This window comes from Actinoplanes sp. NPDC049316 (assembly GCF_040677315.1).
In the GTDB taxonomy this organism is placed as follows: domain Bacteria; phylum Actinomycetota; class Actinomycetes; order Mycobacteriales; family Micromonosporaceae; genus Actinoplanes.
Map to the genome: position 1 here is coordinate 82,819 of NZ_JBFAQM010000023.1, position 25,139 is coordinate 107,957.

Genomic DNA, 25,139 nt, shown 5'->3' on the forward strand with positions numbered 1-25,139 from the left:
GAACTGGGTGACACTGCATGTTGTCTGACACTCAGCGGGTGCTCCTGGCGGCCCGCCTGCGCCGAGGCCGAGCCGACCAGGCAGTCGCGGGGATCCCCCGGCGCGCTCCGGGACTCGCGGACCTTCCGCTGTCGTTCGGGCAGGAACAGCTGTGGTTCATCGACCAGCTGGCGCCGGGCCTGGCGACGTACAACATCGCGGGGGCGGTGCGGCTGACCGGCCGGCTGGACCCGGCCGCCCTGCAGTCCGCGGTGACGGCGCTGGTCGCCCGGCACGAGTCGCTGCGTACCCGGCTGGTCGCGCGGGACGGCCGGGCGGTGCAGGTGATCGACGAGCCGGCCGAGGTCAAGCTGCCGGTCACCGACCTGAGCGGGCTGCCGGAGCCGGAACGCGAGGAGCGATACCGGCAGGAGGTCGGTCAGGAGGCGGCCCGGCCGTTCACGCTCGAACACGGCCCGCTGCTGCGGCTGTTGCTGGTCAAGCTGGCCGCCGAGAAGCAGGTGCTGGTCGTCACCGTGCACCACACCGTCTTCGACGGCTGGTCGTTCGGCGTGCTGGTGAGCGAACTGAGCGCCCTCTACGAGGCCCGGGTCGCCGGCCGCCCGGCGAAGCTGCCGGAGCTGGCGATCCAGTTCGCGGACTATGCCGTGTGGGAGCGCGAACGGCTGCGCGGCCCGGTCCTCGAGGAGCTTCAGGAGTACTGGCGCAGCACGCTCGCCGGTGCGCCTGTGCTGCAGCTGCCGACCGACCGGCCCCGGCCGCTGGTGCAGACGTACGACGGGGCGGCCGAGTCGATCGAGATCTCCGGCGCGGTGCTCGACGGGCTCAAGGCGCTCAGCCGGCGCGAGGGCACCACGCTCTTCGTCACCCTGATGGCCGCGTTCCACGTGCTGCTGCACCGTTACAGCGGGCAGGACGACATCGTCGTCGGCACGGTCAGCGCCAACCGCACCCGGCCCGAGCTCGCCCCGCTGATCGGGTACCTGGTGAACACCCTGCCGGTGCGCGGGGACCTGTCCGGCGATCCCACCTTCGGCGAGCTGCTGCAGCGGATCCGGACCGCCACGGTCGGCGCGTACGGCCACCAGGACCTGCCGTTCGCGGCCATCGTGGAGGCCGTACGGGCGCCGCGGGACGCGAGCCGCCACCCGCTCTTCCAGGTGGGGTTCATGCTCGCCGAGAACCAGCGCCGGGACCTGAACGTGGCGGGCGTGCAGTGGGAGACCGAGGAGCTGCCCAGCACCGCCGCGAAGTTCGACCTGCTCGTTTCCACCGTGGAGGACGAGGGACGCCTGGTGGTGGCCGCCTCGTACGCCACCGCGTTGTTCGACCCGGCGACCGTGCGCCGGATGCTGGGCCACTTCCGTACTGTGCTCGAGGGGCTCGTCGCCGACCCGGCCCGGCCGCTGTCCCGGCTGCCGCTGCTCACGGCGGCCGAGCTGCGCCAGGAGATCCACGACTGGAACGCCACCCGGGCCGACTACCCGTCGTGGTGCCTGCACGACAAGTTCGAGGCCCAGGTGGCCGCGACCCCCGACGGGATCGCGGTCCGGCTCGACGACGAGACGGTCACGTACGCGGAGCTGAACGCGCAGGCCAACCGCATCGCCCGGCGGCTGCGCGAGCTGGGTGTCGGGCCCGAGGTGCTGGTCGGCGTCTGCACCCAGCGCTCGGTGCGCCGGCTCGCGGGCATCCTGGGCATCCTGAAGGCCGGCGGCGGTTACGTGCCGCTGGATCCGCAGTACCCGGCCGACCGGCTCGCCTTCATGGTGGAGGACGCCCACATGCCGGTGGTCGTCACCGACGACGAGAGTGAGCCGTCGCTGCCCGTGCAGGGCACGGCCGTGGTGTCGCTGGACCGGGACTGGGCTCAGCTCGGCACCCTCGACGGCGGCAACCTCGAGCCGCTGGCCGGCCCGGCGAACACGGCGTACGTCATCTACACCTCCGGATCGACCGGCCGCCCCAAGGGCGTGGTGGTCGAGCACCGCCAGGCGGTCAACTTCGCCACCGGCGAGATCGAGCACTGGCCGCTCGGCCCGGGCGACAAGGTGCTGCAGTTCGCCTCGCTGAACTTCGACGTGTCCGTGCTCGACATGTTCGGGGCCCTGCTGTCGGGGGCCACCCTGGTGCTGGGCCGCAGCGAGACGCTGCTGTCGCCGCCGCGGCTCGCCGAGCTGATCCGCGACCGGGGGATCACGTTCATGTGTCTGCCGCCCGCGGTGCTCAACCTGCTCGCCGACGAGGAGTTCCCCGCGCTGCGGGTGGTCATCGCCGGCGGTGAGGCGTTCTCCTCGGCGCTGGTCCGCAAGTGGGCCCGGCCGGGCATGAAATTCATCAACGGGTACGGACCCACCGAGACCACCGTCGGCTCCACCATGGCCGAGTGCCACGCCGACTCGCCGCTCGACCCGCCCCCGATCGGGCTGCCGTTGCCCAACTACACCGCGTACGTGCTGGACAAGCACCTCAATCCCGTACCGGTCGGTGTCCCCGGTGAGCTGCACCTGGGCGGCGCCGGGGTGGCCCGGGGCTACCTCAACCGGCCGGAGCTCACCGCGGAGAAGTTCATCCGGGACCCGTTCGGCACCGAGCCGGGCGCCCGCCTGTACAAGACCGGCGACGTGGCCCGCCGGCTGCCCGACGGCAACCTGCAGTACCTGGGCCGCTCCGACGACCAGGTGAAGATCCGCGGCCTGCGGGTGGAGCTGGGGGAGATCGAGGCGGTCCTCGCCGAGCACCCGTCCGTGGCCCAGGCGCTGGTGCTGGTCCGCGAGGACGCCGCCGGCCAGAAACAGCTCGTCGGCTACGTCCGCGGCGACGCGCAGCGACCCGCGATCGATGCGACCGACCTGCGCGTGCACATGGCCGCCCGGATGCCGGCCTTCATGGTGCCCGCCCACCTGGTGGTGCTGGACGCGTTCCCGCTCAACGCCAACGGCAAGGTGGACCGCGCCGCGCTGCCGGCGCCGGAGGACACCGGCCACGACGCGGGCTACGTCGCCCCGCGCACGCTGGTCGAGGCGGTGCTGGCGGACATGTTCGCCGCCTTGCTGCGGCGCGACCGGGTCGGTGCCGAGGACAGCTTCTTCGACCTCGGTGGCAACTCGCTGCAGGCCATGCAGCTGATCGCGCAGCTGCGCAAGGAGCTCGCCGTCGACTCGGACGTCTCGGCGATCTTCCTGGCCCCCACCCCCGCGCAGCTGGCCGAGATGCTGCGGGACCGGCACGGGCTGGAGGACACCCGCCTCGACGAGATCGACCTCGACGCCCTCGAGGAGGCGCCCGCCGGCGCGGGCTCCCTTCCGGCGGACCCGGTCGCCACGGCGAGCAGGATCGTGGCGATGAACGACGGGCCCGCGGACCGGCCGCTCTTCCTGGTCCACGCGGTCGGCGGCACGGTCTACGGGTACGCGGGCCTGGCCGGCCGGCTCGACGACACGCTGCGGGTGTACGGCATCAGCGCCGCCGGCCCCGGCGAGTTCGCGGCGGACCTCGACGAGATGGTGACCCGTTACGTCGCGCAGGTACGGGCCGAGCAGCCGGAGGGTCCGTACCGGCTGGGCGGATGGTCACTGGGCGGTCTGGTGGCGCTGGAGATGGCCCACCGGCTGGAGCGCGACGGCGCCGAGGTGGCGCTGGTGGCGTTGCTCGACTCCCCGAGCGAGCCGGCCGACCTGACCGGCCTGTCCGAGGACGCCGCCGCGCGCCAGTTCGTCGTCGACGCGGCGCGGGCACTCGGCCCCGCGGTCGGCGACCAGCCGGAGGGCGACGCCGCGGAGCAGCTGACCTGGCTGGCGGACCGGCTCACCCACGGTTCCGGCGACGCCGAGGCGGCCCGGACGGAGATCGAGCGGCGTTTCGCGGTCTTCCGTGAGCAGACGCGGCTCATCGCGGGACACCGGCCCCGGGCCGCGGCCGCCCGCACGGTGGTCGTCACGGCGGAGCAGTCGTACGACTTCACGCCGCACTGGCGAGGCGTTCTCGGTCCGGACACCGATTACCGGACCGTGGCGGGCGATCACTACTCCTTCCTGCAGCCGCCGGGGGTGGACGCGCTGGCCGCGATCCTGCGCGAGCGGGTGTCGTGAGTTCCGGCCGCTGAGTTGTGGACATGGCTACGGCCGCCCCGGCCCGGCGCCGGGGCGGCCCCGCGGGAGGTACGGGATCGATGGGCGGCGAGGCGCAACGGGCGGCGCTGACGGCCCGGCTGGGCCTGCCTCACCGGGGTGGGGTGCGGGCGGACGGCCCGGTCGTGTCCTTCGGGACGGCCGGGCCGGTGTCCGCGTTCGCCCTCTCCGCGGTGGGCGGCACGGTGCACGAGTACGCCGCCCTCGCCCGCGACCTCGACGGCACCTGCCGGATCCAGGGCATCGAGGCGGACGGCCTGTACGCCGGGACAGCCCTTCCGGACTCTCTGAACGCCATGGTCGCCCGCACCGCGGACCTGGTACGGCGCAGCCAGCCGGACGGGCCGTACCGGCTGATCGGCTGGTCGGGCGGCGGGATCGTGGCGTACGAGACGGCGCGGCATCTGGAGGCCGAGGGCGGGATCGTCGACCTCGTGGTGCTGATGGATGCGCCGTACCGCACGGGCCGGTGGCGGCCGGACCCGGCGGACGACCTTGCGGCGCTCTTCGCCGGCGAGGTGCTGCGTGGGCTGGGCCGCCCGGCGCGCGTACCGCCCGGGTTGTCGGCGGCGCAGCACCTCGCTCTGCTCGCGGGTCACGTGGCCGATCGTCCGGCCCCGCCCGGAACCCTGCTGAGCGACCTCGAACGCTGGTACGCCGTCTTCGTGGCGCGAACCGCCGCATTGTCCGGATACCGCGCGCTGGGGCACCTCGGCGCGGCGGCGGTCCTGGTCTCGGCGCACGGTTCCCAGGACTGGGCGCCGTACTGGCGTGGCCGGTTCCGCGGCGGTGTCCGCGAGCTGTCCACGACCGCGGGGCACTACGGCATCCTGCATCCGCCCGCGGTGGCCACGACCGCGGCGGCGATCCGGGCGGCACTGTGATGAGCCATTCGTCGGACACCGGACGGTTAGCGGACCTTCACGGTCCGACATGGGAACATTTCACCTCGGCGGGAAATCGGCCGGTTCGCTCGAGGGGGAGAGTTCTCGGTTCCGCCGTCTACACTCGACAGTCGTGTTCGTTTCGGGGGCGACACCACCGTGTTCACGAACGGAATGGGCATACCGATGCCGGACGAGGGTTTGTGGTGAGTAGCCCGCTCGACGGCCCGGTCCGCCTCGACATCCTCGGTCAGCTGCAGGCGTGGCACGGGGACAAGCCGGTGCCGCTCGGATCGGTCAAACAGCGGGTGGTCCTGGGTGCGCTGGCGCTGCACGCCAACCGGCCCATCGGCCGGGAGCAGCTCATCGACGCGGTGTGGGGCGCCGACGCACCCGCATACGCGGTCAACCTCCTGCAGAAGCACGTGTCCGGGCTGCGCCAGGTGCTCGACCCGGTCCGCTCCGCCCGCTCGCGCTCCGAGGTGCTGTCCTGGACCGACGCCGGATACCTGCTGTCCGTGCCCCCGGACCACCTCGACCTCGAGCGCTTCGACCGAGGCCTCACCGCGGCGCGGGCGGCCCGGGCGGCGGGCGACCTGACGACGGCTTCCGAGCGCCTGCACGCCGCGCTGGCCCTGTGGCGCGGCCCGGTCCTCGACGGCCTGAGCAGCCCACTGCTGGACGCCGAACGCGACCGGCTCGCCGAGCGTCACATCCTCGCCCTCGAGGAACGCATCGACATCGACCTGGCCCTCGGCAACGACCAGGATCTGGTGGCGGAGCTGCGCCGGCTGGTCGCCGCCCACCCGCTGCGGGAACGGCTGCGCGGGCTGCTCATGCGCGCGCTGTACCGCGACGGGCGCCAGGGTGAGGCCCTGGCCGCTTTCCGCGAGGCCCGCGAACACCTCCTGGCCGAACTGGGCATCGATCCGGATCCGGAGCTGCAGACGCTGCATCAGCGCATCCTCAACGGCGAGGCCGAGATCTTCCGGCGTGCCCCGGCGGCTCACCCGTCCGTGCCGACGCCCGCGCCGGCGCCGGCGCCCCGGGAGGCGCCGGCGGCGCCGTCCGGGCCGGCGCAGCTGCCGCACGCCCTGGCGCACTTCACCGGCCGTACGGCCGAGCTGGACCGGCTGACCGCGCTGGCCGGCACCGACCACAGCGTGATGATCGTGGCGATCACCGGCACCGCGGGGGTCGGCAAGACCTCGCTGGCGCTGCAGTGGGCGCACCGGGTGGCCTCCGATTACCCCGACGGCCAGCTGTACGTGAACCTCAGGGGCTTCGACCCGCAGGGCGGCCCGATGGACCCCGGCGTGGTGCTGCGCGGCTTCCTGGAGGCGTTCGGGGTGCCGGCCCAGCAGATCCCCGCCGCCGTGCCGGACCGGGCGGCCCGTTTCCGCAGCCTGCTGGCCGGGCGGCGGGTGCTGGTGGTGCTCGACAACGCGCGCGACACCGATCAGGTGCTGCCGCTGCTGCCCGGCACGCCCGGCAGCGCCGCGGTGGTCACCAGCCGCCGCCGCCTCTCCGCGCTGGTCGCCGCCGGGGCGGTGCCGGTGACCCTGGACCTGCTGACCGAGGAGGACGCCGCGCTGCTGCTGGCCCGCCGGTTCGGCGCCGAGCGGGCCGCCGCCGAGCCCGAGGCCGTGGCGGGCCTGGTCGCCATGTGCGCCGGGCTGCCGCTGGCCCTGGCCATCGTCGCCGCCCGGGCCGCCGCTTTCCCGCACCACCGGCTGGCCGCCCTGGCCGCGGAGCTGCGCGAGGCGACCGGCCGGCTCGACGCGTTCATGGGCGAGACGGAGAGCAGCGACGCCCGGGCCGTGCTCTCCTGGTCGTACCAGCAGCTCAGCGAGGACGCCGCCCGCCTCTTCCGGCTCCTCGGCGTGCATCCCGGGCCCGAGATCACGTATGCGGCGGCGGCCAGCCTGGCCGGGGTGCCCGTACGGCAGGTGCGGCGGCTGCTCGGTGAGCTGTCCGGGGCACACCTGCTGGAGGAACGGGCGCCGGGGCGGTTCGCCTTCCACGATCTGCTGCGGGCGTACGCGGCCGAGCAGGCGCACGACATCGACCCCGAGCCGGAGCGGCGCGCCGCGACCCGTCGCGTCCTCGACCACTACCTGCACACCTCGCACGGCGCGGACCGGTTGCTGTACGCGTACCGGGAACCCATCGAGGTCGACCCCGCCGACCCGGCGGCGACCGTCGTGACCTTCACCGGCACCGAGCCCGCCCTGGCCTGGTTCATGACCGAACAGTCCGTCCTGGTGGAGGCGATCATGCACGCTACCGAGGCCGGTTTCCCGGCGCACGCCGCCCAGCTGACCTGGACGATCACGGCGTTCCTCAACTACCAGGGCAAGTGGCACGCGTGGGCCGGCTGCCTGCGCGCGGCCCTGGAGGCCTGCACCCGGACCGGGGACGTGAACGGCGCCGCGCTCGCCCATCGGCTGCTCAGCATCGCGCTGCTCCAGCTGGACTGCCTCGACGCGGCCGCGGAGCACGCCCAGCAGGCGCTCGAGTTGTACGGCAAGTCCGGCGAGAAGGCCCGCGGCGCCCGCCTGCACCTGGACCTCGGCCGGATCCTGGAACGCCAGAGCGACTACGCCGCCGCGCTCGAACGGGCCCGGCTGGCCCGGGACCTGTTCCGGGAGGCGGGGGACCGGTCCGGCGAGGCGGACGCGTTGAACTGGATCGGCTGGTATTCCGCCAACCTCGGGCAGCACACCGACGCCCTGCGGTTCTGTCGGGAGTCGCTGGAGTTGCACCGCGCTGTCGGTGACTATCCGGGTCAGGCCGACACCTGGGACACCCTCGGCTTCGCCACCCACCAGCTCGGTGACTACGGCGAGGCGACGGTCTGCTTCGAGCACGCCCTGGAGCTCTGGCGCCGGCTCGGCGACCGGTACGAGGTGGCGACCACCCTGCTCCGCCTCGGCGACACCCGGCAGGCGGCCGGCGACACCGTTGCGGCCGGCGCGCTGTGGCGCGAAGCCGGCGACATCCTCGACGACCTCGGCCATCCACAGGCCGACCAGCCGCGGGCCCGGCTCGCGGGAGAGAACCTCGTCCATCCACTTCGGAAAGGTGAATGACAATGTCCGACGCCACGAAACGCACAACCGGGCGGCGCTCCACGGCCGTCCTGCTCGGGGGTCTGGCCGCCGGGGCGGTGCTCGGTGCGGCGCTGGGGGTGGCCGGCGACACCGCCGGCGACACGTCGGTGAAGGACCAGTTCCGCTCAGCCTTCACGCCGGGCGCGGTGGAGGCGGAGAGCCTCCCCATGAACCGGATCGTCGTCACCGAGCCCTGATCGGCGAGCGACATGATCTCCCCAGCGCTACGGATCACGCCTGCGGCCCCGGATCCGGTGGAGGTGGATCCGGCCGCTCGTGCCGGGTGGCCGGTGGTCCTGGTGTCGATGCCGTTCATGGACATCGACTGGCCCTCCATCCAGCTCGGCCTGCTGGGAGAGATCGTGCGGGGGCACGGCTTCCCGGTACGCACGCTGCACGCCAACCTGGACTTCGCGGTCCGCATCGGCGCCGGCTGGTACCGCCAGCTCGGGGGCCGCAAGGCGCGGCTGGTGGCCGAGTGGCTGTTCTCGGTGGAGGCGTTCGGGCCGGAGGCGCCCGACCAGGACGGCCGTCTGCTCGACGACTTCGCCGCCGAGCTCGCGGACCTGGGCGACGACGGCGACGGCGGGGACAGCGGCGGCCGGGACTGGCGGGAACGGCTGCTGCACACCCGCCGCGTCGACGTGCCCGCGTACCTGGACCGGCTGGCGGCCGACCCGATGTGGGACGGCGTCAAGGTCGTCGGGTTCACCTCGACGTTCCAGCAGAACGCCGCGTCGTTCGCGCTCGCCCGCCGCCTGAAGCGGGACCACCCGGAGATGGTCACCATCTTCGGCGGCGCGAACTTCGACGGCGAGATGGGGCCGGAGTGGGTCCGGGCCGTGCCCGGCGTGGACTACGCCGTCGTGGGGGAGGCGGACACCGCCCTTCCCCGGCTGCTCGACCGGCTCGTCGCCGGCGCTCCGGCCGCGGCGGAGCCCGGCGTGACCTGCCGCGTCGGCGACGAGGTCGTGACCACGGCGCCGGCCCCGCCGCTGCGGCAGCTCGACGACCTTCCCGCGCCGGACTACACCGAGTACTTCGAGCGGGCCGGGCGGCTGGGCCTGCTGCCGCGTACGGGGCCGGGCGGGGTGCCGATCCCGTTCGAGTCGTCGCGCGGCTGCTGGTGGGGCGAGAAGCACCACTGCACGTTCTGCGGGCTCAACGGCTCGACGATGCTGTTCCGGGCCAAGTCGCCACAGCGGATGGCCGACGAGTTCGTCACCCAGGCCCGGCGCTACCACAGCTTCCGCTTCCACGGCGTCGACAACATCGTGGACATGGGCTACCTCAAGGACCTGTTCCCGGTGCTCGCCGCCGGGGGCGTGACCTACCAGATCTTCTACGAGGTCAAGGCCAACCTGACCCGCGCGCAGGTGCGTACGCTGGCGCAGGCCGGCGTCACGCAGATCCAGCCGGGCATCGAGTCGCTGAGCTCGCGGGTGCTGCGGCTGATGCGCAAGGGCGCCCGCGCCGCGCAGAACATCAACCTGCTGCGCTGGGCGGCGTACTACGGGGTCGAGGTCGGCTGGAACCTGCTGTACGGATTCCCCGGCGAGACCGAGCAGGACTACGCGGAGCAGGCCGCCCTGCTGCCGCACCTGGTGCACCTCCAGCCGCCGACCGGCGCCGGCCGGTTGTGGATCGAGCGGTTCAGCCCGCTGTTCGGCCAGTCACCGTCGCGGACCCCGGAGGCGAGCTACCGGTACGTCTACCCGCCCACGGTCGACCTCGCCAAGGCGGCCTACTTCTTCGAGTACGACCTGCCCGGCGCGCTGCCGCAAAGTGCGTACAGCGCGCTGGTGAAGGAGACCGCGGCCTGGGTCGACACGTGGTCCACCGGCCGGCGTCCCGCCCTGACGTACTGGTCGTCGCCCGGGCTGGTGCAGATCTACGACGGCCGGCATCCGGGGGCCGAGGGGACGTACACCTTCGAGGGCCCGCTCGCCGACCTGTACGCCGCCTGCAGCGACCGGCCGATCGCCGCCACGGCGGTCCACGAGCGACTGGGCGGGAGCCTCACGGTGGCGCAGATCCACGAGGCCTTCCACGAGTTCGCCGACCGGGGGCTGATGGTGCTCGACGAGTCGCTCGCGCTGGCCCTGGCATTGCCCGCCGGTCCGCCCCGGTGACATCCTGATCATCCGCGGCCCGGCCGCCCGTCCTTCGAGGTGTGCATGCACGACTCCCCGGTCCTGCGCCCGTTCGTCGAGGGCGACCTGCCCTTCCTGGAACGGCTGGACACCGATCCCGACGCGCTCGGCCCGTACGAGTGGGCGGGCTTCACCGACGCGCGGGCCCGCCGCCGCCGGTGGGAGACCGACGGCTACATCGGTGCCCGCTCGACGGCGCTGGCGGTCGTACGCCCCGACGACCTGGTGATCGGCATCGCCAGCTGGGAGGCGCGGACCCGGGGCGGTCCGATCGGCGGCTGTTACGAGATCGGCCTGGCCCTCCTGCCGGAGCATCGCGGTCGCGGCTACGGCACCGCGGCGCAGAGCATGCTCGTGCAGTACCTGCTTCGGTACACGACCGCGAACCGGCTCGAGGCACAGACCGACGCCGAGAACGTCGCCGAGCAGACGGCGCTGGAGAAGATCGGCTTCCGGCGCGAGGGCCTGCTCCGCGGGGTCCGCTTCCGGCACGGCGTCTGGCGCGACATGGTCATCTACGGCCTGCTCCGCGACGAGGTGGAGATCCCGCTCGAATGAGACGCAGAAACCGGGCTGTGGTGATGGCCGGTGTCGTGGTGCTGGCCTCGGCCGTCACCGGCGGGGCTCTCGCGCTGGCCCGCGACGAGCCGGATCCCGATGCCGTCAAGCCGACGGCTCTGCTGCTCGAGACCGGGGAGTGGCACTCCGACATCCCCGGCTTCGATGACGCGTCGGTGAGTACGGGCACCCATGTGGGACTCTCCGGGAAACCGATCACCACCCGGTTGTGGACCGTACGGAACTCAGAAGGCACGCTCACCGTCCGGCAGTTCGTCCAGCGTCAGGAAGACGACGAGGAGGCGCACGACGTCTTCGTGGACGAGGACGACGGCCCGATCTTCCGGAAGAAGTTGGGCGGTGCCGACAAGCTGACCGTGACATCGGCTCCGCATGCGGACGAAGCAGTCGGATACTGCGTCTCGCGGGCGCCGAGGTGTTCCATCCTCTCGTACCGCATGCGGTACGGCGCCTACCTGGTGGAGTTCAGCATGGCGGACGGCGGCTTCACCACGACGAGCGGGGAGGCGATGCTGGAAACCCTTGACAGGGCCGTCGCGTCGCGGCTGGCCTGACCGGCACCCCTCATCTCCTGCCGCGGACGAAGAGCGCGATGGTGAACCCGTCGACGCGGGTCTGTGTCACCTGCCGGAACGAGCCGGTCAGCACCGCCTGCTGAGCGGGTGTCAGCTGGTCGGTGGGGCCGGCACGACGGCCGGTCTCCAGGTTGTCGCCGCTGAGCACCCAGACCCGGTCCGTGCCCGTCAGGCAGGCCGCGGGGTCGGCGCACTCGGTCGCCCACAGCGACGCGTCCGCCACTTCGTCCGACTGCAGCAGCACGTCCTTCGGTACGTCGTCGCCGAGGTAGTAGCGCAGGGCGATGTCGGTGAAGTGCCAGCCGTCGCGGGGCGCGTAGATGATCCCGTCGCCGGGGCGGTCCTGCGCGTGGATCAGCGCCGCGGCTCGGCGGTAGTCGAAGCCGGAGTGCGTACGGCGGATCTCCTCCTGGGCGGGCAGCCCGATCGCGGCGAGTACGAGCACGACCGTCAGGCCCAGCGGTAGCCGAAGGTCTGCGAGGGCCCGGCCGGCGAGTGCGCACAGCAGCGGGACGACGAACACGAGGTACCGGCCCACGAACATCGGTGTGACGAGCTGGTCGACCGCGTACAGGGTCAGCACCGGCAGCAGCGCCGACAGCAGGAGCAGCGGCGCCCGGCGGTCCCGGGTGCGCAGCGCCATGACCGCGAAGGCGCCCACCGCGCCGCCGATCACTCCCGACAGGAAGACGGTCTGCAGGACGTCGGCCAGGTCCGCCGGTTCCGCCGCGGACAGCCAGTCGAGCTGGGTGGCGCGCTGGCCCATGCCCAGCAGCGCGAACGGGACCACGCCCGCGGCCGCGACGACGACGGTGGCGAGCCATGCCGCCACCGCGCGGCGCCTGATCACCGCGACGGCCACGGCGTGCCCGATTAGCAGGAGCAGGGCGATCTGGTGGGACCAGCCGAGCAGCAAGACGCTTGTCGTGTACGCGAGCCACGCCCACCACCGCGCCGAGTCGAGCGCGCGGAGCAGCAGCAGCGTCGCCGTCACGGAGAACAGGGCGGCCAGGGCGTAGCCGCGGGCCTCCTGCCCGTAGCGCGACACCACAGGCATCGCGGCCACGAGCAGCCCGGCCGTCAGTGCGGCGCGCGGACCCCAGAGCCGCCGGGCGAGCAGCGCGGTCACGGCTGCGGTCGCCGTGGCGGCGAACATGGACGGCAGCCGCAGGACGAGGACCGAGTCGCCGAACCCGGCCATCACGTGCGCCAGCAGGTAATACGGCACGGTGACGCCGTCGATGTGCCGGCCCAGCTCGACGATCTGCGGCACCGTCCGATGCGCCGCGCTCCACGTCGCCAGCTCGTCGCGCCACGGCTCGGGCGTCCCGGCCCGGAACGCCACGACGACACCCGTCACCAGGGCCGGCACGAGCCAGCACAGCCACCGGGCGCGCAGCCGGTCACCGAGGGTGGGTTCCACCGCCGGCTCGGGCCGCGGCGGAGCGAGGGGTGCGAGCGTCTGCACACCCTCAGCGTCGCAGGTCAGCCTGTGCGCCGCTGGTACAGCGCGATAGTTCCCAGCGGTAGCAGCCAGTAACCGGTCCGCCGGTACTCGGCCGCGAACTTCGCCCGCAGCGCGTCCCCGGCGTCGGCCATGGGGTCCCCGGGGTGGCGAGCGCCGACGTACCAGACCCGCTGCGCGTCGAAACACGTCAGCTCCGGGCACTCGACCGCCTCCAGCGCGCCCGCCTCCGCCGCGGACCGGCGCAGCAGCAGGTCCGCCGGCCTGGACTCGTGACGCAGCTCGTAGTCGAGGCCGGCGCGCAGGGACCACGTACCGATGCGGCCGTAGACGACCCCGTCACCCGGCTGCAGGCCGGCGCGCACGATCGCCGCGGCCCGGCGGAAGTCCATGCCGCCGTGCGCGGCGGGGCCGCGCACCACCTGCTGCGTCTCGAAACCGACCCCGACGACCAGGACCAACGCCACGACGGTACGGCCGGGCAGACCGCGCAGGGCCACGGCGGCGAGCAGGGCCAGCGGGGCGACGACGAACAGCACGTAGCGCGGCACCCACAGCGGCGACGTGACGAACGAGACCGCGATGAGCAGCGCGGGCGGGATGACGGCCAGCGCCGCCAGCTCGCCGAGCAGCCGCGGGCATTCCCACCGGGCGGCGACCGCGAGGCCGACGACGAACAGGCCGGCGACGGGCGCCCCGAAGATCACGCCGGGGGCGATCAGGATCTGGTGCAGGTCCATCGGGGGGATCCACTCGAGCTGCGTGCCGCGCTGCGCCAGCCCGAGCCGGATCAGCGGCGAGACCAGCAGCACCGCGGCGGCGACCACGGCGGTCCAGCGGACCAGGACACGGCGGTCGCGCCGCGCCACCACGGCGAGGACGTGCCCGCTGAGCACCAGCAGCCCCATCATGTGCGTGTAGCCGAGCAGCGTGAGTGCGGTGCCGTACGCGATCCACCGCACCCACGTCGGCCTGCCCAGCGCCACCTGCAGCAGAAGCGTCGCGAGAACCGCGAAGAAGAAGGCGATCCCGTACGCGCGAGCTTCCTGCGCGTACCGCGACAGCTGCGGTACGGCGGCCACGATGAGCCCGGCGGTCAGCCCGGCGCCGGGGGTGAACAGGCGCCGGCCGAGCTCGCCGACGAGCCCCACCCCCAGCACGACGGCGATCAGGGACGGCAGCCGGATCGCCGCCACGGAGTCCCCGACCGCGGCCGTCCAGAAGTGCACGAACAGGTAGTACGGCGCGATGACACCGTCCATGGTCCGGGCCAGCTCGAGGATCTGCCCCGGCGTACGCGTGGCCGCCGACCACGTCGCGTGCTCGTCCCAGCCGAGCGCCGGCCGGGTCAGCCCGACCGAGCCGACGACCAGCATCGCGAGGGCGGGCAGGGCGGCGGGGTGGACGAGCTGCGCGATCCGCCTCACCGGGGCCTCCCCGGCGCCTGTCTGTTCTGTCCGGGTCAGGGTCGCGGCGGTCACGTCGTCCGGTTCTAGCGGCAGCCGGTGAATCGGAGACGCTGAATGGGGTACGCACAGATGAACGCCGGGACAGGTGTGCGCCGCCACACTCCCGGATTCTGGACCGCACTGGCCGAGAATGGCCGCTCGTGAGAGGCTTACCCGCATGACCGCTGCTGTTGAGCGCCGCTTCGTGGCCCGTCGCCACGTCGACTACGGCCGCGTCCGCAGCGCGATGTGTCCGGCTTCCTGACGCCGCCCGACTGATTTTCTCGGGCGCGCCCGACGCGCCGGCTTCCTCCAGACACTGATGTCGCGAGCCCTGCCGTGAGCGTCGCAGCGTGCCCACGATCTCCGGAGGACCGCCGCCATGGCGCCCAGCAATACCCCCGCAGCCCCCGCAGCCCGCCCCCGCAAGGCGCGCGGCGAGGGCCAGTGGGCGCTCGGACACCGTGAACCCCTCAACCCGAACGAGCGGATGAAGAAGGACGACAACCCGCTCAACGTCCGGGCCCGCATCGAGAACATCTACGCGCACACCGGCTTCGCGGGCATCGACCCGCAGGATCTGCGCGGCCGTTTCCGCTGGTGGGGCCTCTACACCCAGCGCCGGCAGGGCATCGACGGCGGCCGTACGGCGGTGCTCGAGCCGCACGAGCTCGAGGACGAGTACTTCATGCTCCGCGTGCGCATCGACGGCGGTGCGCTGAGCCTCGCGCAGCTGCGCACGATCGGCGGGATCTCCACCGAGTTCGCCCGCGACAGCGCCGACATCACCGACCGGCAGAACATCCAGCTGCACTGGATCCGCGTCGAGGACATGCCGGAGATCTGGCGCCGGCTCGAGGCGGTCGGCCTGGAGACCACCGAGGCCTGCGGTGACTGCCCGCGCGTGGTGCTGGGCAGCCCGGTCGCCGGCGTCTCGACCGAGGAGGTCGTGGACCCGAGTTGGGCGATCGACACGATCGTCGAGCGCTACCTGGGCGACCCGCGCTACTCCAACCTGCCCCGCAAGTTCAAGACGTCGATCTCCTGGCTGGCCGACACGCCGCACGAGGTCAACGACATCGCCATGCTCGGCGTCGTCCACCCGCAGCACGGCCCCGGCTTCGACCTCTGGGTCGGCGGCGGCCTCTCCACCAACCCGCGGCTCGCCGAGCGGCTGGGCGTCTGGGTGCCGCTCGAGGAGATCCCCGACGTCTGGGAGGGCGTGGTCGGGATCTTCCGGGACTACGGCTACCGGCGCCTGCGCAACCGCGCCCGGCTCAAGTTCCTGCTGGCCGACTGGGGCGTGGCGAAGTTCCGCGAGGTGCTCGAGAAGGAGTACCTGGGCCGGGCCCTCATCGACGGACCGCCGCCGGAGCTGCCCGAGAAGCCGATCGACCACATCGGCGTGCACAAGCAGCGCGACGGGCGCAACTACGTCGGCGCCGCCCCGGTCGTCGGCCGCTCCTCCGGTACGCAGCTCAGCAAGCTGGCCGACCTGGTGGCGGCGCACGGATCAGACCGGGTACGCCTGACCCCGTACCAGAAGCTTCTGGTTCTTGATATCGCCGACGACCAGGTGGAACCGTTGATCGCGGGCCTGCGCGGCATCGGGCTGGAGGCCCGGCCGTCGGCCTGGCGCCGCGGCACCATGGCCTGCACCGGCATCGAGTACTGCAAGCTCGCCATCGTCGAGACCAAGGCGCGCGGCGAGGAGCTGGTGGCCCGGCTCGAGGAGCGGATCAAGGACTTCGACGCCGACATCTCGATCCACATCAACGGCTGCCCGAACGCCTGCGCCCGCACCCAGGTCGCCGACATCGGGCTCAAGGGTCAGCTGGTCATGAACGCCCACGGCGAGCAGGTCGAGGGCTTCCAGATCCACCTCGGCGGCGGACTGGGCATGGCGCAGGGCCAGACGGCCGGTTTCGGCCGCAAGGTGCGCGGCCTCAAGGCCACCGCCGAAGAGCTTCCCGACTACGTCGAGCGGCTCGCTCGTCGCTACCTGGAGGGGCGGACCGACGGCGAGGCCTTCGCCGACTGGGTCGTCCGGGCCGACGAGGAGTTGCTGAAGTGAGCGACGCCAGAAGCACCCCGCTGTACTGCCCCTACTGCGGCGAAGAGGACCTCTACCCCAACGAGGCCTCGCACGGAGCGTGGGAGTGCCACTCCTGCGCCCGAGTTTTCACGGTCAAGTTCAACGGGCTGCTTTCCAAGGGAGTGAACCGATGACTGTCGTGACAGCCGCCAACCTCGGCCTCGTCAACCTGGGCTTCTCTCAGCCCGCCGACCCGGCCCGCCGGTCCGCCGCCGAACTGTCGTCACTGGCCGCCGAGGGCGCCGCGCTTCTGAAGGACGCGCCGGCCGAGGACATCGCGCGCTGGGCCGCCTCGACGTTCGGCGAGCGGTTCTGCGTGACCAGTTCCATGGCCGACGCCGTCGTCGCGCACCTGTTCTCGCGGGTCGCACCCGGCGTCGACGTCGTCTTCCTCGACACCGGCCTGCACTTCCCGGAGACGCTCAAGATCCGCGACACGGTCGCCCGGACGATGAACGTCAACGTCCGCTCCATCCGCCCGCGGATGACCGTCGGCCAGCAGGACGGCGAGTTCGGCCCCCGGCTGTTCGCCCGCAACCCCGACGAGTGCTGCTTCCTGCGTAAGGTCGAGCCGCTGGAACGCGCCCTCGCCGACTACGACTCCTGGGCCACCGGCCTGCGCCGCGACGAGTCCCCGACCCGCGCGAACACCCCGGTGGTGGCGTTCGACGCGAAGAAGGGCAAGGTCAAGGTCAACCCGATCGCGGCCTGGGCCCAGTCCGATGTGGACCGCTACATCGCCCGCTGGAACGTCCCGGTCAACGAGCTCTTCAAGAAGGGGTACGGCTCGATCGGCTGCTGGCCGTGCACCCGGCGGACGAAGGCCGGCGAGGACCCGCGCGCCGGTCGCTGGGCGATGTTCGAGAAGACCGAATGCGGCCTGCACCAGTGAATCCGGCGCCGGTCAGACCCGGCGCTTCGGGGGTCGCCGTCGCACTGGTCGCCCACGGCAGCCGGGACCCGCGCGCTGCGCGGGCCACCGAGGCGCTGGCGGCCGCGGTGCGCGCGGAGCACCCGGGGTGGGACGTGCGCGCGTCGTATCTCGACCACAGCGTGCCGCGGCCCCGCCAGGTGCTCGCGTCGTTCGCGGCGGCGGGTCACCGGCGGGCGGTGATGGTGCCGCTGCTGCTGACGGCCGCCTACCACGGCCGCGTCGACGTGCCGGGCGAGATCACCGCTGCGCGGGCCGAGGGCGTACGGCTGGACGTCACGCTGGCCGATGTGCTGGGGCCGGTCGGCGGGCGCGTGCCGGAGCTGCTGCTGGACGGCCTGGAATCAAGGCTGCGGTCTGCGGGCGTCGTGGAGTCGGTGGACGGGCTGGTGCTTGCGGCTGCCGGGACTCGGGACGCCGGTGCGCGGGGGACCGTGGAGCAGGCGGCGGCGGCCCTGAGCGAGCGTCTCGGCGTTCCGTGCCGGGTCGCCTATGCCTCGGCCGCCCCGCCGCTCGCCGGGGACGCCGTACGCGATCTTGCCGGGTCGGGGTGCCGGCGGGTGGGGGTGGCGTCGTACTTCCTCGCGCCCGGGCTGCTGTGGGACGCGGCCGTGGCGTCGGCTCGGGAAGCCGGGGCGCGGGTGGTGGCCGAGCCGCTCACCGATGTCCCCGCCGTGGTGGAGCTGGTGGCTGCCCGGGTGGCCGCCGCTGTCCGGGCCGAGGCCGCGTACGCCGCCTGAGGCGATGCTTGATCCTCGTTACGGCGTGGCTTCCATGCCTGCCGCGCTTGTCCCGCGGTCGGGTGCTTGGGGCGGCTTCCGTAGTCGGGTTCGTGTGGCGGCGGTTACGCCTAACGGTCGACTGTGTGTTTCCGGGTGATCGCCTTGCGTGTGCCGGCGGGGCGGGATTCGTCCACAGCGGAGGGTGTAGGAGCGCAAGCCAATGGTGTCAACGATTGCGATGATTTCGAGATCATTTCGCGAAGATCCGTGATCTCATTCATGCCCTGCGTCACCATTGCTTGCGGTAATCGCGTGGAAACCGTCGATGATTCCCGGAGAGCACGACGCCCCGGCGCCGTCATGGGCCCGGGGCGTGAATGCTGTGAGGGATTGTTCAGGCGGTGGGAGCGCCGACCCGCAGGCCGCCGCGACGCTTCACGGCGCGCCGCTCGTCCTCGCTCATACCGCCCCATACGCCGGCGTCCTGACCGGACTCGAGTGCCCACTGCAGGCAGGACTCGGTCACGGGGCACCGGCGGCACACGGCCTTGGCCTGCTCGACCTGCAGGAGCGCGGGGCCGGACGTCCCGATCGGGAAGAACAGCTCCGGGTCCTCGTCGCGGCAGATCGCATCGTGGCGCCAGTCCATGGCGGCAACACTCCTTGTTTCGGATGGGGTAACGAAATGGTGCGGACTTACTACTTACTTTTATCTGCATACGCCGTGACGACCGACGGACAGCGTTCGTCCGGTCACCAGTGCGTGAGCAAGCTTTTGTTCAGGACGCCGTTCCGCGTCTTCGGATAAGGAACGCGGGCGAGCGGCATCCGGTTACTTCATATCGCTTGTGAATGCTTTCACGAACTCCCGCGATGTCAAGGGTAGCGCTCGGAAAATCTCCGAGCGGGTGAGCTAGCTCACGACCCCTTTGTCCGGTTCCGGGGCATCTCCCGGTACCGGCGGATGAACGCTCCCATCAATGTAGTACGGTACCGGCCGCGTTGCCGACCTTTTGGCCGTGTTTCTGTAACGGATCGTGAGGGGCGACCAGAACCGCCTACCCAGTCCTCAGCAGATCACACGCAGCGCTTGGGGAACGGACAGAAAGTGCACCTTCTGACGCTCACCCAGGTAATCCCCGTCGAGCTGGAACGCCTGGGGGCGGCTGGCGACCACGGTGAACTCGGCCTGATCGTGCAGCCGGAGCACGTGGCGGCCCCGCGGATCCGGATGCCGAACCGTCATTTGCGTCACTGTCCGTGTTGTCGTCGCCACACCTAGGCTACGAAGGGCCAGAACGTCAAGTCCTCGATCGAACGAGGCGTCCGGATTGGGGTTGATGGGGCGGTCGCCCACGTACGTCCACGGAGCCGTGTTCTGGACGATGACGGTGCCCAGTCCGGACTCCGGCTCCTCACCCGGGCGCTCGATCGTCAAGGGCGGCGCTTTGCGATCCTCGCCCGACAGCACCTGACCGATCAGGGACCGTACATAAAGGCCCGGAGTGGACGTACGGCCGCGCAGACGCGCCTGCTCCACCCGGCGGGTCACGGCGGCATCGAGCCCCATCCCGGCGGTGAAGGTGAAATAGCGGTCGTCGGCGCGGCCCAACCCGATCACCCGGTGCCGCCCCGAGCGCAACCCGTCCAGGATCACGCCGGTCCCCTCGACCCAGTCGCGGGGTAACCCGAGCGCGCGGGCGAAGACATTGGTGGAGCCGCCGGGAACCACTGCGAGCGCCGGCAGCCGGAAAGCAGGCGAAGTGCCGCGGGACGTGAGCCCCGGCTCGGCGGTCATCAGCCCGTTGACCGCCTCGTTCACCGTGCCGTCGCCGCCCAGCGTCACCACGACGTCGACGCCGCTCTCCGCGGCGGCCCGGGCCAGCGACGTGGCGTGCCCGCGCTTCAGCGTGTACTCCACGGTCAGTTCGACCTCGCTGCGCAGGGCTCGGACCAGCACGTCTCGGCTGCGCTCACTCGTCGTGGTGGCCTTGGGGTTAACCACCAGTAACGCTCGCATGGGCGGCACTGTACCCCTCGGTACCCCGCTGAGCTGGCCGGTATCGTACAGCGGTGACTTCCCCCGCGACCCTGGTCTGGGCGGTACGCCTGCTCCTCGCCGAGGCGGCGGGACTGATCGTGCTCACGGCGTACCTGATGGTGCTGGACGTGACCGCCGACGCCGGCAGCCTCGCGGTGGCGATCTCCCTCACCGTGCTCGCGGCCATCGGGGCCGCCGCGGTGTTCCTCGTGGGCCGCGCGCTGGCGCGGCGCTCGGCCCGAGCCCGCGGGCCGGCGATCGTAGTGCAGCTGTTCATCATCGCGTCCGGCGGGTTCCTGCTGCAGACCGGACCCGCGTGGGCCGGGGTGCTGATGATGGTGCTCGGGGTGGCGGTGGCGTTGCTGTGCCTGCTGCCGCCGACTACTCGGGCGCTCGGGCTCGACTGAATCGGTTCTGGGTTTCCCGCTCCGCTTCGGCGAGCTTCGCTTCGCGGCCTCTACTCATCGGGTGGGCGCGTGATCCGCGGCTTCCGGCGCCGTCTTACTCAGTGCCGAGGTCGGCGGCCGGCGGGCTCCCGGGTGTCGTCCATCAGCACTTCCCACCTGCGGTGAAAGGCCTACTCTGAGAGGCGGATCACGAGGGGGTGAGGGGCTTGACCGGATCGACGGTGCGCCCGCCGGCATACCAGGTTCTGGCGGACGAGCTGCGGGCGGAGATCACGTCGGGACGTCTGCAACCGGGCGAGCGTCTGCCACCGGAGCCCGAACTGTGCGTACGCTCCGGCGTCAGCCGTAGCACCGTCCGCGAAGCCCTCCGGCTCCTCGCCAGCCAGCACCTGATCGTGACGACCCGCGGCGTCACCGGCGGCAGCTTCGTCGCCCACCCCGACGCCGACCAGCTCTCCGAGGGCCTGTCCACCGGCCTGACCCTGCTCACCAACTCGGCCGAAGTCGGCTTCGCCGACCTGATCGAACTCCGCCGCGCCCTCGAGGTGCCGGCGGCCGGCCTCGCCGCCGAGCGGCGCACCGACGCCCAGCTCATCGAGCTCCGCGGAGCCATGTTCGACCCCGACCTGGACGAGCTCGACACGATGCTCGCGGCGCACTCGGCGTTCCACTCGGCCGTGGCGTCGGCGACCGGCAACCCGCTGTTCGAGCTGGTCACCCGGCCGCTCTACCACGTCTCGTACGGGGAGGAGGTCGTGGAGGCGCTGCCCGACGGGTATTGGGCGAGGATCGACGCGGATCATCGGGAGCTGCTGGCCTGCGTGAAGAACCGGGACCCGGCGGCCGCCATGGAGGCCGGGCGGCGGCATCTGGACTACATCGCGGACGCCAACAAGCGGTAGGGGTGCCGGATGGCCGGTGCGGTCGCTCGGCCGTTCCGGGTACGGGGGCTGCTCGGCCGTGCCCGCGTGCGGAGCTGCGTGGTGGTTTGGGCGTGCGCTCGGTCTCACCGTGCGGCGCTGCGAGGGCCCTCAAACGTGGCCTACGGTCTCAGCGTGCGGCCCTCGGTTCCAGCGTGCGGCGCCGGGGCCGTCTCAGCGTGCGGCCCTCGGTTCCAGCGTGCGGCGCCGGGGCCGTCTCACCGTGCGGCGCTGCATGGCCGCTTCGGCGTGCGGCCTCGCGTGGGCCGTCAGTTCTCGGTGCGGCGGGTGAGGAGGCGGATCGTGGCGTGCCGGCCGGTCGCTTCCGCCGTCGCCGACGTGGTCAGCGCCGTCAGCACCTTCCACGCGAACGAGGACTCCGACGGCAGTCGGGCCCCGCGTACCGTCGAAACGGTGACCTCGACGGTGAGCGCGTCGTCGGTCACCGCGAAGCGGCATTCGAGTTCGGCGCCGCGGGTCGCGATCGCGAGCAGCATCGCGCACGCCTCGTCGACCGCGATGCGCAGGTCCTCGATCTCGTCGAGGGCGAAATGCAGGCGTGCCGCCAGGCCTGCCGTCGCGGTGCGCAGCACCCCGAGGTAGCCGCCGTCGGCGGGCACGGTGAGCAGCACGACGTCGTCCCCGAACGCCGGCTCCGAATGTGTGGTCTGCAGCTGAGTCACCGGCCCCATCCTCCCGATGGTCGAGACTCTAGCGCCTGACGGCTGGGTCGCGCTGGGCGAGTCGCTCCAGAGCGGCGCCGGTCAGCCGGTAGGGGAGCCAGTTCTCGGTGACCGAGGCCCCGATCGCGGCGTAGAAGTCCGCCGCCGGGTTCCAGTCGAGCATCACCCACTCGAGGCGGCGGTAGCCCCGTTCGACGCAGATCCGGGCGAGTTCGGTGAGCAAGGCCGCGCCGGCGCCCGTACCGCGGTGACCCGGGCGGACGTAGAGATCCTCCAGATAGATCCCGTGCACGCCTTCCCACGTGGAGAAGTTGAGGAACCAGAGGGCGAAGCCGTAAGGGGTGTCGTCCGCGTCGACCGCGACGTGCCCGTACAGGGCCGGACGGTCACCGAAGAGCGCGGTGGTCAGCTGGTCGTCGGTCAGGTGGCACGACTGAGGTTCGCGTTCGAACTCGGCCAATTCGTGCACCATCGCCACGACGGCCGGCACGTCCTGGGGACGTACCGGCCGTATGGTCGCCGGGCTCACGCCTGCTTGGTCTCCCAGAAGATCTTCGAGATCTCCTCGATCTTCGCGAGCAGCTGGTCGCCGACGGCCGGGTCCATCGAGCCCTTGGCACCGGAGGCGCCGGCCAGCTTGGTGGCCTCGTTGAACAGCTGGTTGAGCTGCGGGTACTTCTCGAAGTGCGGAGCCTTGAAGTAGTCGGTCCACAGCACCCACAGGTGGTGCTTGACCAGGTCGGCCCGCTGCTCCTTGATCATGATGGCGCGGGTGCGGAACTCGGGGTCGGTGTTCGCCTGGTACTTCTCGGCGATGGCCTTCACCGACTCCGCCTCGATGCGGGCCTGCGCGGGGTCGTAGACCCCACACGGCAGGTCGCAGTGCGCGCTGACAACAGTGCGCGGCGTGAAGATACGCGGAAGTCGCATCAGGACCCCTCCATGAGTTTGCGATGATCCGGTCCTGACACTACCCCTTACATCCGAACGCATACTCGACGCGGGATTGATGCCATGAGGTTGCAACTACCGCTCTTCGTCGTGCTGGTGCAGGGCCCCTCCATGGCACCCACCCTCCGCTCCGGAGATGCGCTGGTGGTGCACCGGACACAGCGGGTCCGGGAGGGCGACGTCGTCGTGGCGCGGTTCCGCTCGCGGCCGGACCTGCTGGTCGTCAAACGCGCGGTCCGTGCCCAGGATCAAGGCTGGTGGGTACGCGGTGACAACGAGTTCGTGACCGACGACTCGCGGGCGTACGGGGTGGCGGATGTCATCGGACGCGTCGTGTTTCGCTACTGGCCCCGGCCCGGTCGGCTAAGTTAATGTCCAGTAACCGCAGCACACCGAAGTCTTGCGGTTGATTCACCGGGTGACCCCCGCATCGCACGTCGGTCCGCGCAGACTCGCGCATCACGACCGGCTGGCCCTCCGACGTCCGCCCGCGCCTCGCGCGCCGCGGCACTCCGACGTCGACGCTCTCCTCCGATGCGTGTCTGGAGCCCTCGTGTCTTTCTTCAGTTTCGAGCTCGACCCCGCCCTGGCCGCGGATCCCGTCTTCGACCTGCACAAGCACGGCAAGATGGCGATCGCGCCCACGGTCCCGCTGTCCAGTCGCGACGACCTGTCGCTCGCCTACACCCCGGGCGTCGCCCGGGTTTGCACGGAAATCGCCTCCTCGCCGTCGCTGTACTACGACTACACCTGGACCGGCAACACGGTCGCGGTGGTCACCGACGGTTCGGCCGTCCTGGGCCTCGGCAACATCGGGCCCCGCGCGGCGATGCCCGTCATGGAGGGCAAGGCGGTGCTGTTCAAGCAGTTCGGCGGCGTCGACGCGGTGCCGATCTGCCTCGACACGCAGGACGTCGAGGGCATCATCGCCGTGGTCAAGGCCCTCGGCCCGTCGTTCGGCGGCATCAACCTCGAGGACATCAGCGCGCCCCGCTGCTTCGAGATCGAGCGCCGCCTCGACGAGGCCCTCGACATCCCGGTCTTCCACGACGACCAGCACGGCACGGCCATCGTCGTGCTCGCCGCGCTCCGCAACGCCGTGAAGCTGCTGGGCCGCCGCTTCGCCGACCTGCGCGTCGTGGTGAGCGGCGCGGGAGCGGCGGGAGTCGCCATCACCGACACGCTCATCGCCGCGGGCGTCCAGGGCGCCAACATGATCGTCTGCGACTCCCAGGGCATCATCCACGCCGACCGCCCCGAACTCACCGGCGTGAAGGCCGCGCTGGCCGCGCAGACCAACTACTCCGGGCGTACGGGAGGAATCAAGGAGGCGCTCATCGGCGCCGACGTCCTCGTCGGTGTCTCCGGCGGGTCGATCCCGGAGAGCGCGCTCGCCGGCATGGCGCCCGGCTCCATCATCTTCGCGCTCGCCAACCCGACCCCCGAGGTCCCGCCGGCGATCGCCCACAAGTACGCGGCAGTCGTCGCCACCGGCCGCAGCGACTTCCCCAACCAGATCAACAACGTGCTGGCGTTCCCCGGCATCTTCCGCGGAGCGCTCGACGCCCGGGCCACCCGGATCACCGGCGGCATGAAGGTCGCCGCTGCGGAGGCGATCGCCGAGGTGCTGGCCGACGACCTGCGAGCCGACGCCATCGTGCCGTCGGCGCTGGACCCGCGAGTGGCTCCGGCCGTGGCGGCAGCGGTCGCCCGAGCCGCCGAACGCGATGGGGTTGCGCGGATCGCCGTCCCGGCGGAGACGCCGGACGTCCCGGCCGAGATGCCGGTCGTCCCGGCGCCGGCCGCGGTCAGCCCGCCCGGAGCGGTGTTCTCGGCGAGCGAGACGGTGGCTTCCGCCTGAGTTCGCGGTTGCGGTTCGGTCGTCCGGCCCGGCTGTCGCCGGGCCGGACGTGTTTGCGCCGGGTCCGGGTTCGTTCGTCCTCGTTCCCTTCACGCCGGGCTCTCCTTCCTTGCTGTTCCGCCCGACTGCCTTCGGGTGGCTGTTTCGGTCGGCTCAGCATGCTCGGGGTGGCTGTTTCGGC

The 25,139-nt window shown here is 71.9% G+C and carries 21 protein-coding genes; 14 read left to right on the top strand and 7 right to left on the bottom strand.

What is annotated here, in order from left to right:
* Nucleotides 1–17 precede the first annotated feature (17 nt).
* From AB0K03_RS28895 to AB0K03_RS28925, 7 genes are all read left to right on the top strand, one after another.
* The gene (locus AB0K03_RS28895; RefSeq protein WP_364690925.1) at nucleotides 18–4,091 is read left to right on the top strand and encodes an amino acid adenylation domain-containing protein; all 4,074 of its coding nucleotides are present in this window, start codon (nucleotides 18–20) and stop codon (nucleotides 4,089–4,091) included.
* Nucleotides 4,092–4,114: 23 nt separating this feature from the next.
* Entirely contained in the window at nucleotides 4,115–5,014 is a 900-nt protein-coding gene (locus tag AB0K03_RS28900; RefSeq protein WP_364690928.1) for a thioesterase domain-containing protein, read from the top strand.
* Between the two features lie 206 nt (nucleotides 5,015–5,220).
* Entirely contained in the window at nucleotides 5,221–8,106 is a 2,886-nt protein-coding gene (locus AB0K03_RS28905; protein ID WP_364690931.1) for a BTAD domain-containing putative transcriptional regulator, read from the top strand.
* Between the two features lie 2 nt (nucleotides 8,107–8,108).
* On the top strand, nucleotides 8,109–8,324 hold the full coding sequence (locus AB0K03_RS28910; protein ID WP_364690934.1) for a hypothetical protein: 216 nt from the start codon (nucleotides 8,109–8,111) through the stop codon (nucleotides 8,322–8,324).
* Between the two features lie 12 nt (nucleotides 8,325–8,336).
* Nucleotides 8,337–10,259, top strand: coding sequence for a RiPP maturation radical SAM C-methyltransferase (locus AB0K03_RS28915; protein WP_364690936.1), 1,923 nt, complete (start codon nucleotides 8,337–8,339; stop codon nucleotides 10,257–10,259).
* Between the two features lie 45 nt (nucleotides 10,260–10,304).
* On the top strand, nucleotides 10,305–10,838 hold the full coding sequence (locus AB0K03_RS28920; RefSeq protein ID WP_364690938.1) for a GNAT family protein: 534 nt from the start codon (nucleotides 10,305–10,307) through the stop codon (nucleotides 10,836–10,838).
* Nucleotides 10,835–11,413: a hypothetical protein gene (locus AB0K03_RS28925; protein WP_364690941.1), complete on the top strand. Its 579-nt coding sequence runs from the start codon at nucleotides 10,835–10,837 to the stop codon at nucleotides 11,411–11,413. The genes AB0K03_RS28920 and AB0K03_RS28925 overlap by 4 nt, the downstream gene beginning before the upstream one ends.
* A gap of 10 nt (nucleotides 11,414–11,423) precedes the next feature.
* Here AB0K03_RS28925 and AB0K03_RS28930 read toward each other — a convergent pair whose 3' ends face one another.
* Complete coding sequence (locus AB0K03_RS28930) at nucleotides 11,424–12,902, bottom strand: glycosyltransferase family 39 protein (protein ID WP_364690944.1); 1,479 nt, start codon at nucleotides 12,900–12,902, stop codon at nucleotides 11,424–11,426.
* Nucleotides 12,903–12,919: 17 nt separating this feature from the next.
* Entirely contained in the window at nucleotides 12,920–14,326 is a 1,407-nt protein-coding gene (locus AB0K03_RS28935) for a glycosyltransferase family 39 protein (protein ID WP_364690946.1), read from the bottom strand.
* A 403-nt stretch (nucleotides 14,327–14,729) separates the two neighbouring features.
* Here AB0K03_RS28935 and AB0K03_RS28940 point away from each other — a divergent pair, with 403 nt between their 5' ends.
* From AB0K03_RS28940 to AB0K03_RS28950, 3 genes are all read left to right on the top strand, one after another.
* Nucleotides 14,730–16,421 carry a nitrite/sulfite reductase gene (locus tag AB0K03_RS28940; protein ID WP_364690949.1) on the top strand — a complete coding sequence of 564 codons (1,692 nt, stop codon included), beginning with the start codon at nucleotides 14,730–14,732 and terminating at the stop codon, nucleotides 16,419–16,421.
* A gap of 151 nt (nucleotides 16,422–16,572) precedes the next feature.
* Nucleotides 16,573–17,334, top strand: coding sequence for a phosphoadenylyl-sulfate reductase (locus AB0K03_RS28945; protein ID WP_364690952.1), 762 nt, complete (start codon nucleotides 16,573–16,575; stop codon nucleotides 17,332–17,334).
* The gene (locus AB0K03_RS28950) at nucleotides 17,316–18,113 is read left to right on the top strand and encodes a CbiX/SirB N-terminal domain-containing protein (RefSeq protein WP_364690955.1); all 798 of its coding nucleotides are present in this window, start codon (nucleotides 17,316–17,318) and stop codon (nucleotides 18,111–18,113) included. The genes AB0K03_RS28945 and AB0K03_RS28950 overlap by 19 nt, the downstream gene beginning before the upstream one ends.
* 376 nt (nucleotides 18,114–18,489) lie before the next feature.
* Here the strand turns inward: AB0K03_RS28950 and AB0K03_RS28955 are convergent, their stop codons facing one another.
* Both AB0K03_RS28955 and AB0K03_RS28960 read right to left on the bottom strand, forming a co-directional pair.
* The gene (locus tag AB0K03_RS28955; RefSeq protein WP_043524653.1) at nucleotides 18,490–18,744 is read right to left on the bottom strand and encodes a WhiB family transcriptional regulator; all 255 of its coding nucleotides are present in this window, start codon (nucleotides 18,742–18,744) and stop codon (nucleotides 18,490–18,492) included.
* A gap of 420 nt (nucleotides 18,745–19,164) precedes the next feature.
* Nucleotides 19,165–20,115: a diacylglycerol kinase family protein gene (locus AB0K03_RS28960; protein WP_364691051.1), complete on the bottom strand. Its 951-nt coding sequence runs from the start codon at nucleotides 20,113–20,115 to the stop codon at nucleotides 19,165–19,167.
* A gap of 53 nt (nucleotides 20,116–20,168) precedes the next feature.
* Here AB0K03_RS28960 and AB0K03_RS28965 point away from each other — a divergent pair, with 53 nt between their 5' ends.
* Entirely contained in the window at nucleotides 20,169–20,543 is a 375-nt protein-coding gene (locus AB0K03_RS28965) for a hypothetical protein (protein ID WP_364690958.1), read from the top strand.
* Nucleotides 20,544–20,749: 206 nt separating this feature from the next.
* Nucleotides 20,750–21,445, top strand: a complete 696-nt coding sequence (locus tag AB0K03_RS28970) for a FadR/GntR family transcriptional regulator (RefSeq protein WP_364690961.1) — start codon at nucleotides 20,750–20,752, stop codon at nucleotides 21,443–21,445.
* Between the two features lie 287 nt (nucleotides 21,446–21,732).
* Here AB0K03_RS28970 and AB0K03_RS28975 read toward each other — a convergent pair whose 3' ends face one another.
* Genes AB0K03_RS28975 through sodN form a run of 3 tightly spaced genes read right to left on the bottom strand, consistent with a single transcriptional unit; the run spans nucleotide 21,733 to nucleotide 23,076 of the window.
* On the bottom strand, nucleotides 21,733–22,137 hold the full coding sequence (locus tag AB0K03_RS28975) for an ATP-binding protein (protein WP_364691054.1): 405 nt from the start codon (nucleotides 22,135–22,137) through the stop codon (nucleotides 21,733–21,735).
* 37 nt (nucleotides 22,138–22,174) lie between these two features.
* Nucleotides 22,175–22,675 carry a GNAT family N-acetyltransferase gene (locus AB0K03_RS28980; RefSeq protein WP_364690964.1) on the bottom strand — a complete coding sequence of 167 codons (501 nt, stop codon included), beginning with the start codon at nucleotides 22,673–22,675 and terminating at the stop codon, nucleotides 22,175–22,177.
* The gene (gene sodN, locus AB0K03_RS28985) at nucleotides 22,672–23,076 is read right to left on the bottom strand and encodes a superoxide dismutase, Ni (RefSeq protein WP_364690966.1); all 405 of its coding nucleotides are present in this window, start codon (nucleotides 23,074–23,076) and stop codon (nucleotides 22,672–22,674) included. Before sodN ends, AB0K03_RS28980 begins: the two co-directional genes overlap by 4 nt.
* An 84-nt stretch (nucleotides 23,077–23,160) precedes the next feature.
* Here sodN and AB0K03_RS28990 point away from each other — a divergent pair, with 84 nt between their 5' ends.
* Together AB0K03_RS28990 and AB0K03_RS28995 are read left to right on the top strand one after the other, a co-directional pair.
* The gene (locus AB0K03_RS28990; protein ID WP_364690969.1) at nucleotides 23,161–23,469 is read left to right on the top strand and encodes a S26 family signal peptidase; all 309 of its coding nucleotides are present in this window, start codon (nucleotides 23,161–23,163) and stop codon (nucleotides 23,467–23,469) included.
* Nucleotides 23,470–23,725: 256 nt separating this feature from the next.
* On the top strand, nucleotides 23,726–24,958 hold the full coding sequence (locus tag AB0K03_RS28995; protein ID WP_364691056.1) for an NADP-dependent malic enzyme: 1,233 nt from the start codon (nucleotides 23,726–23,728) through the stop codon (nucleotides 24,956–24,958).
* Nucleotides 24,959–25,139: the final 181 nt, after the last annotated feature.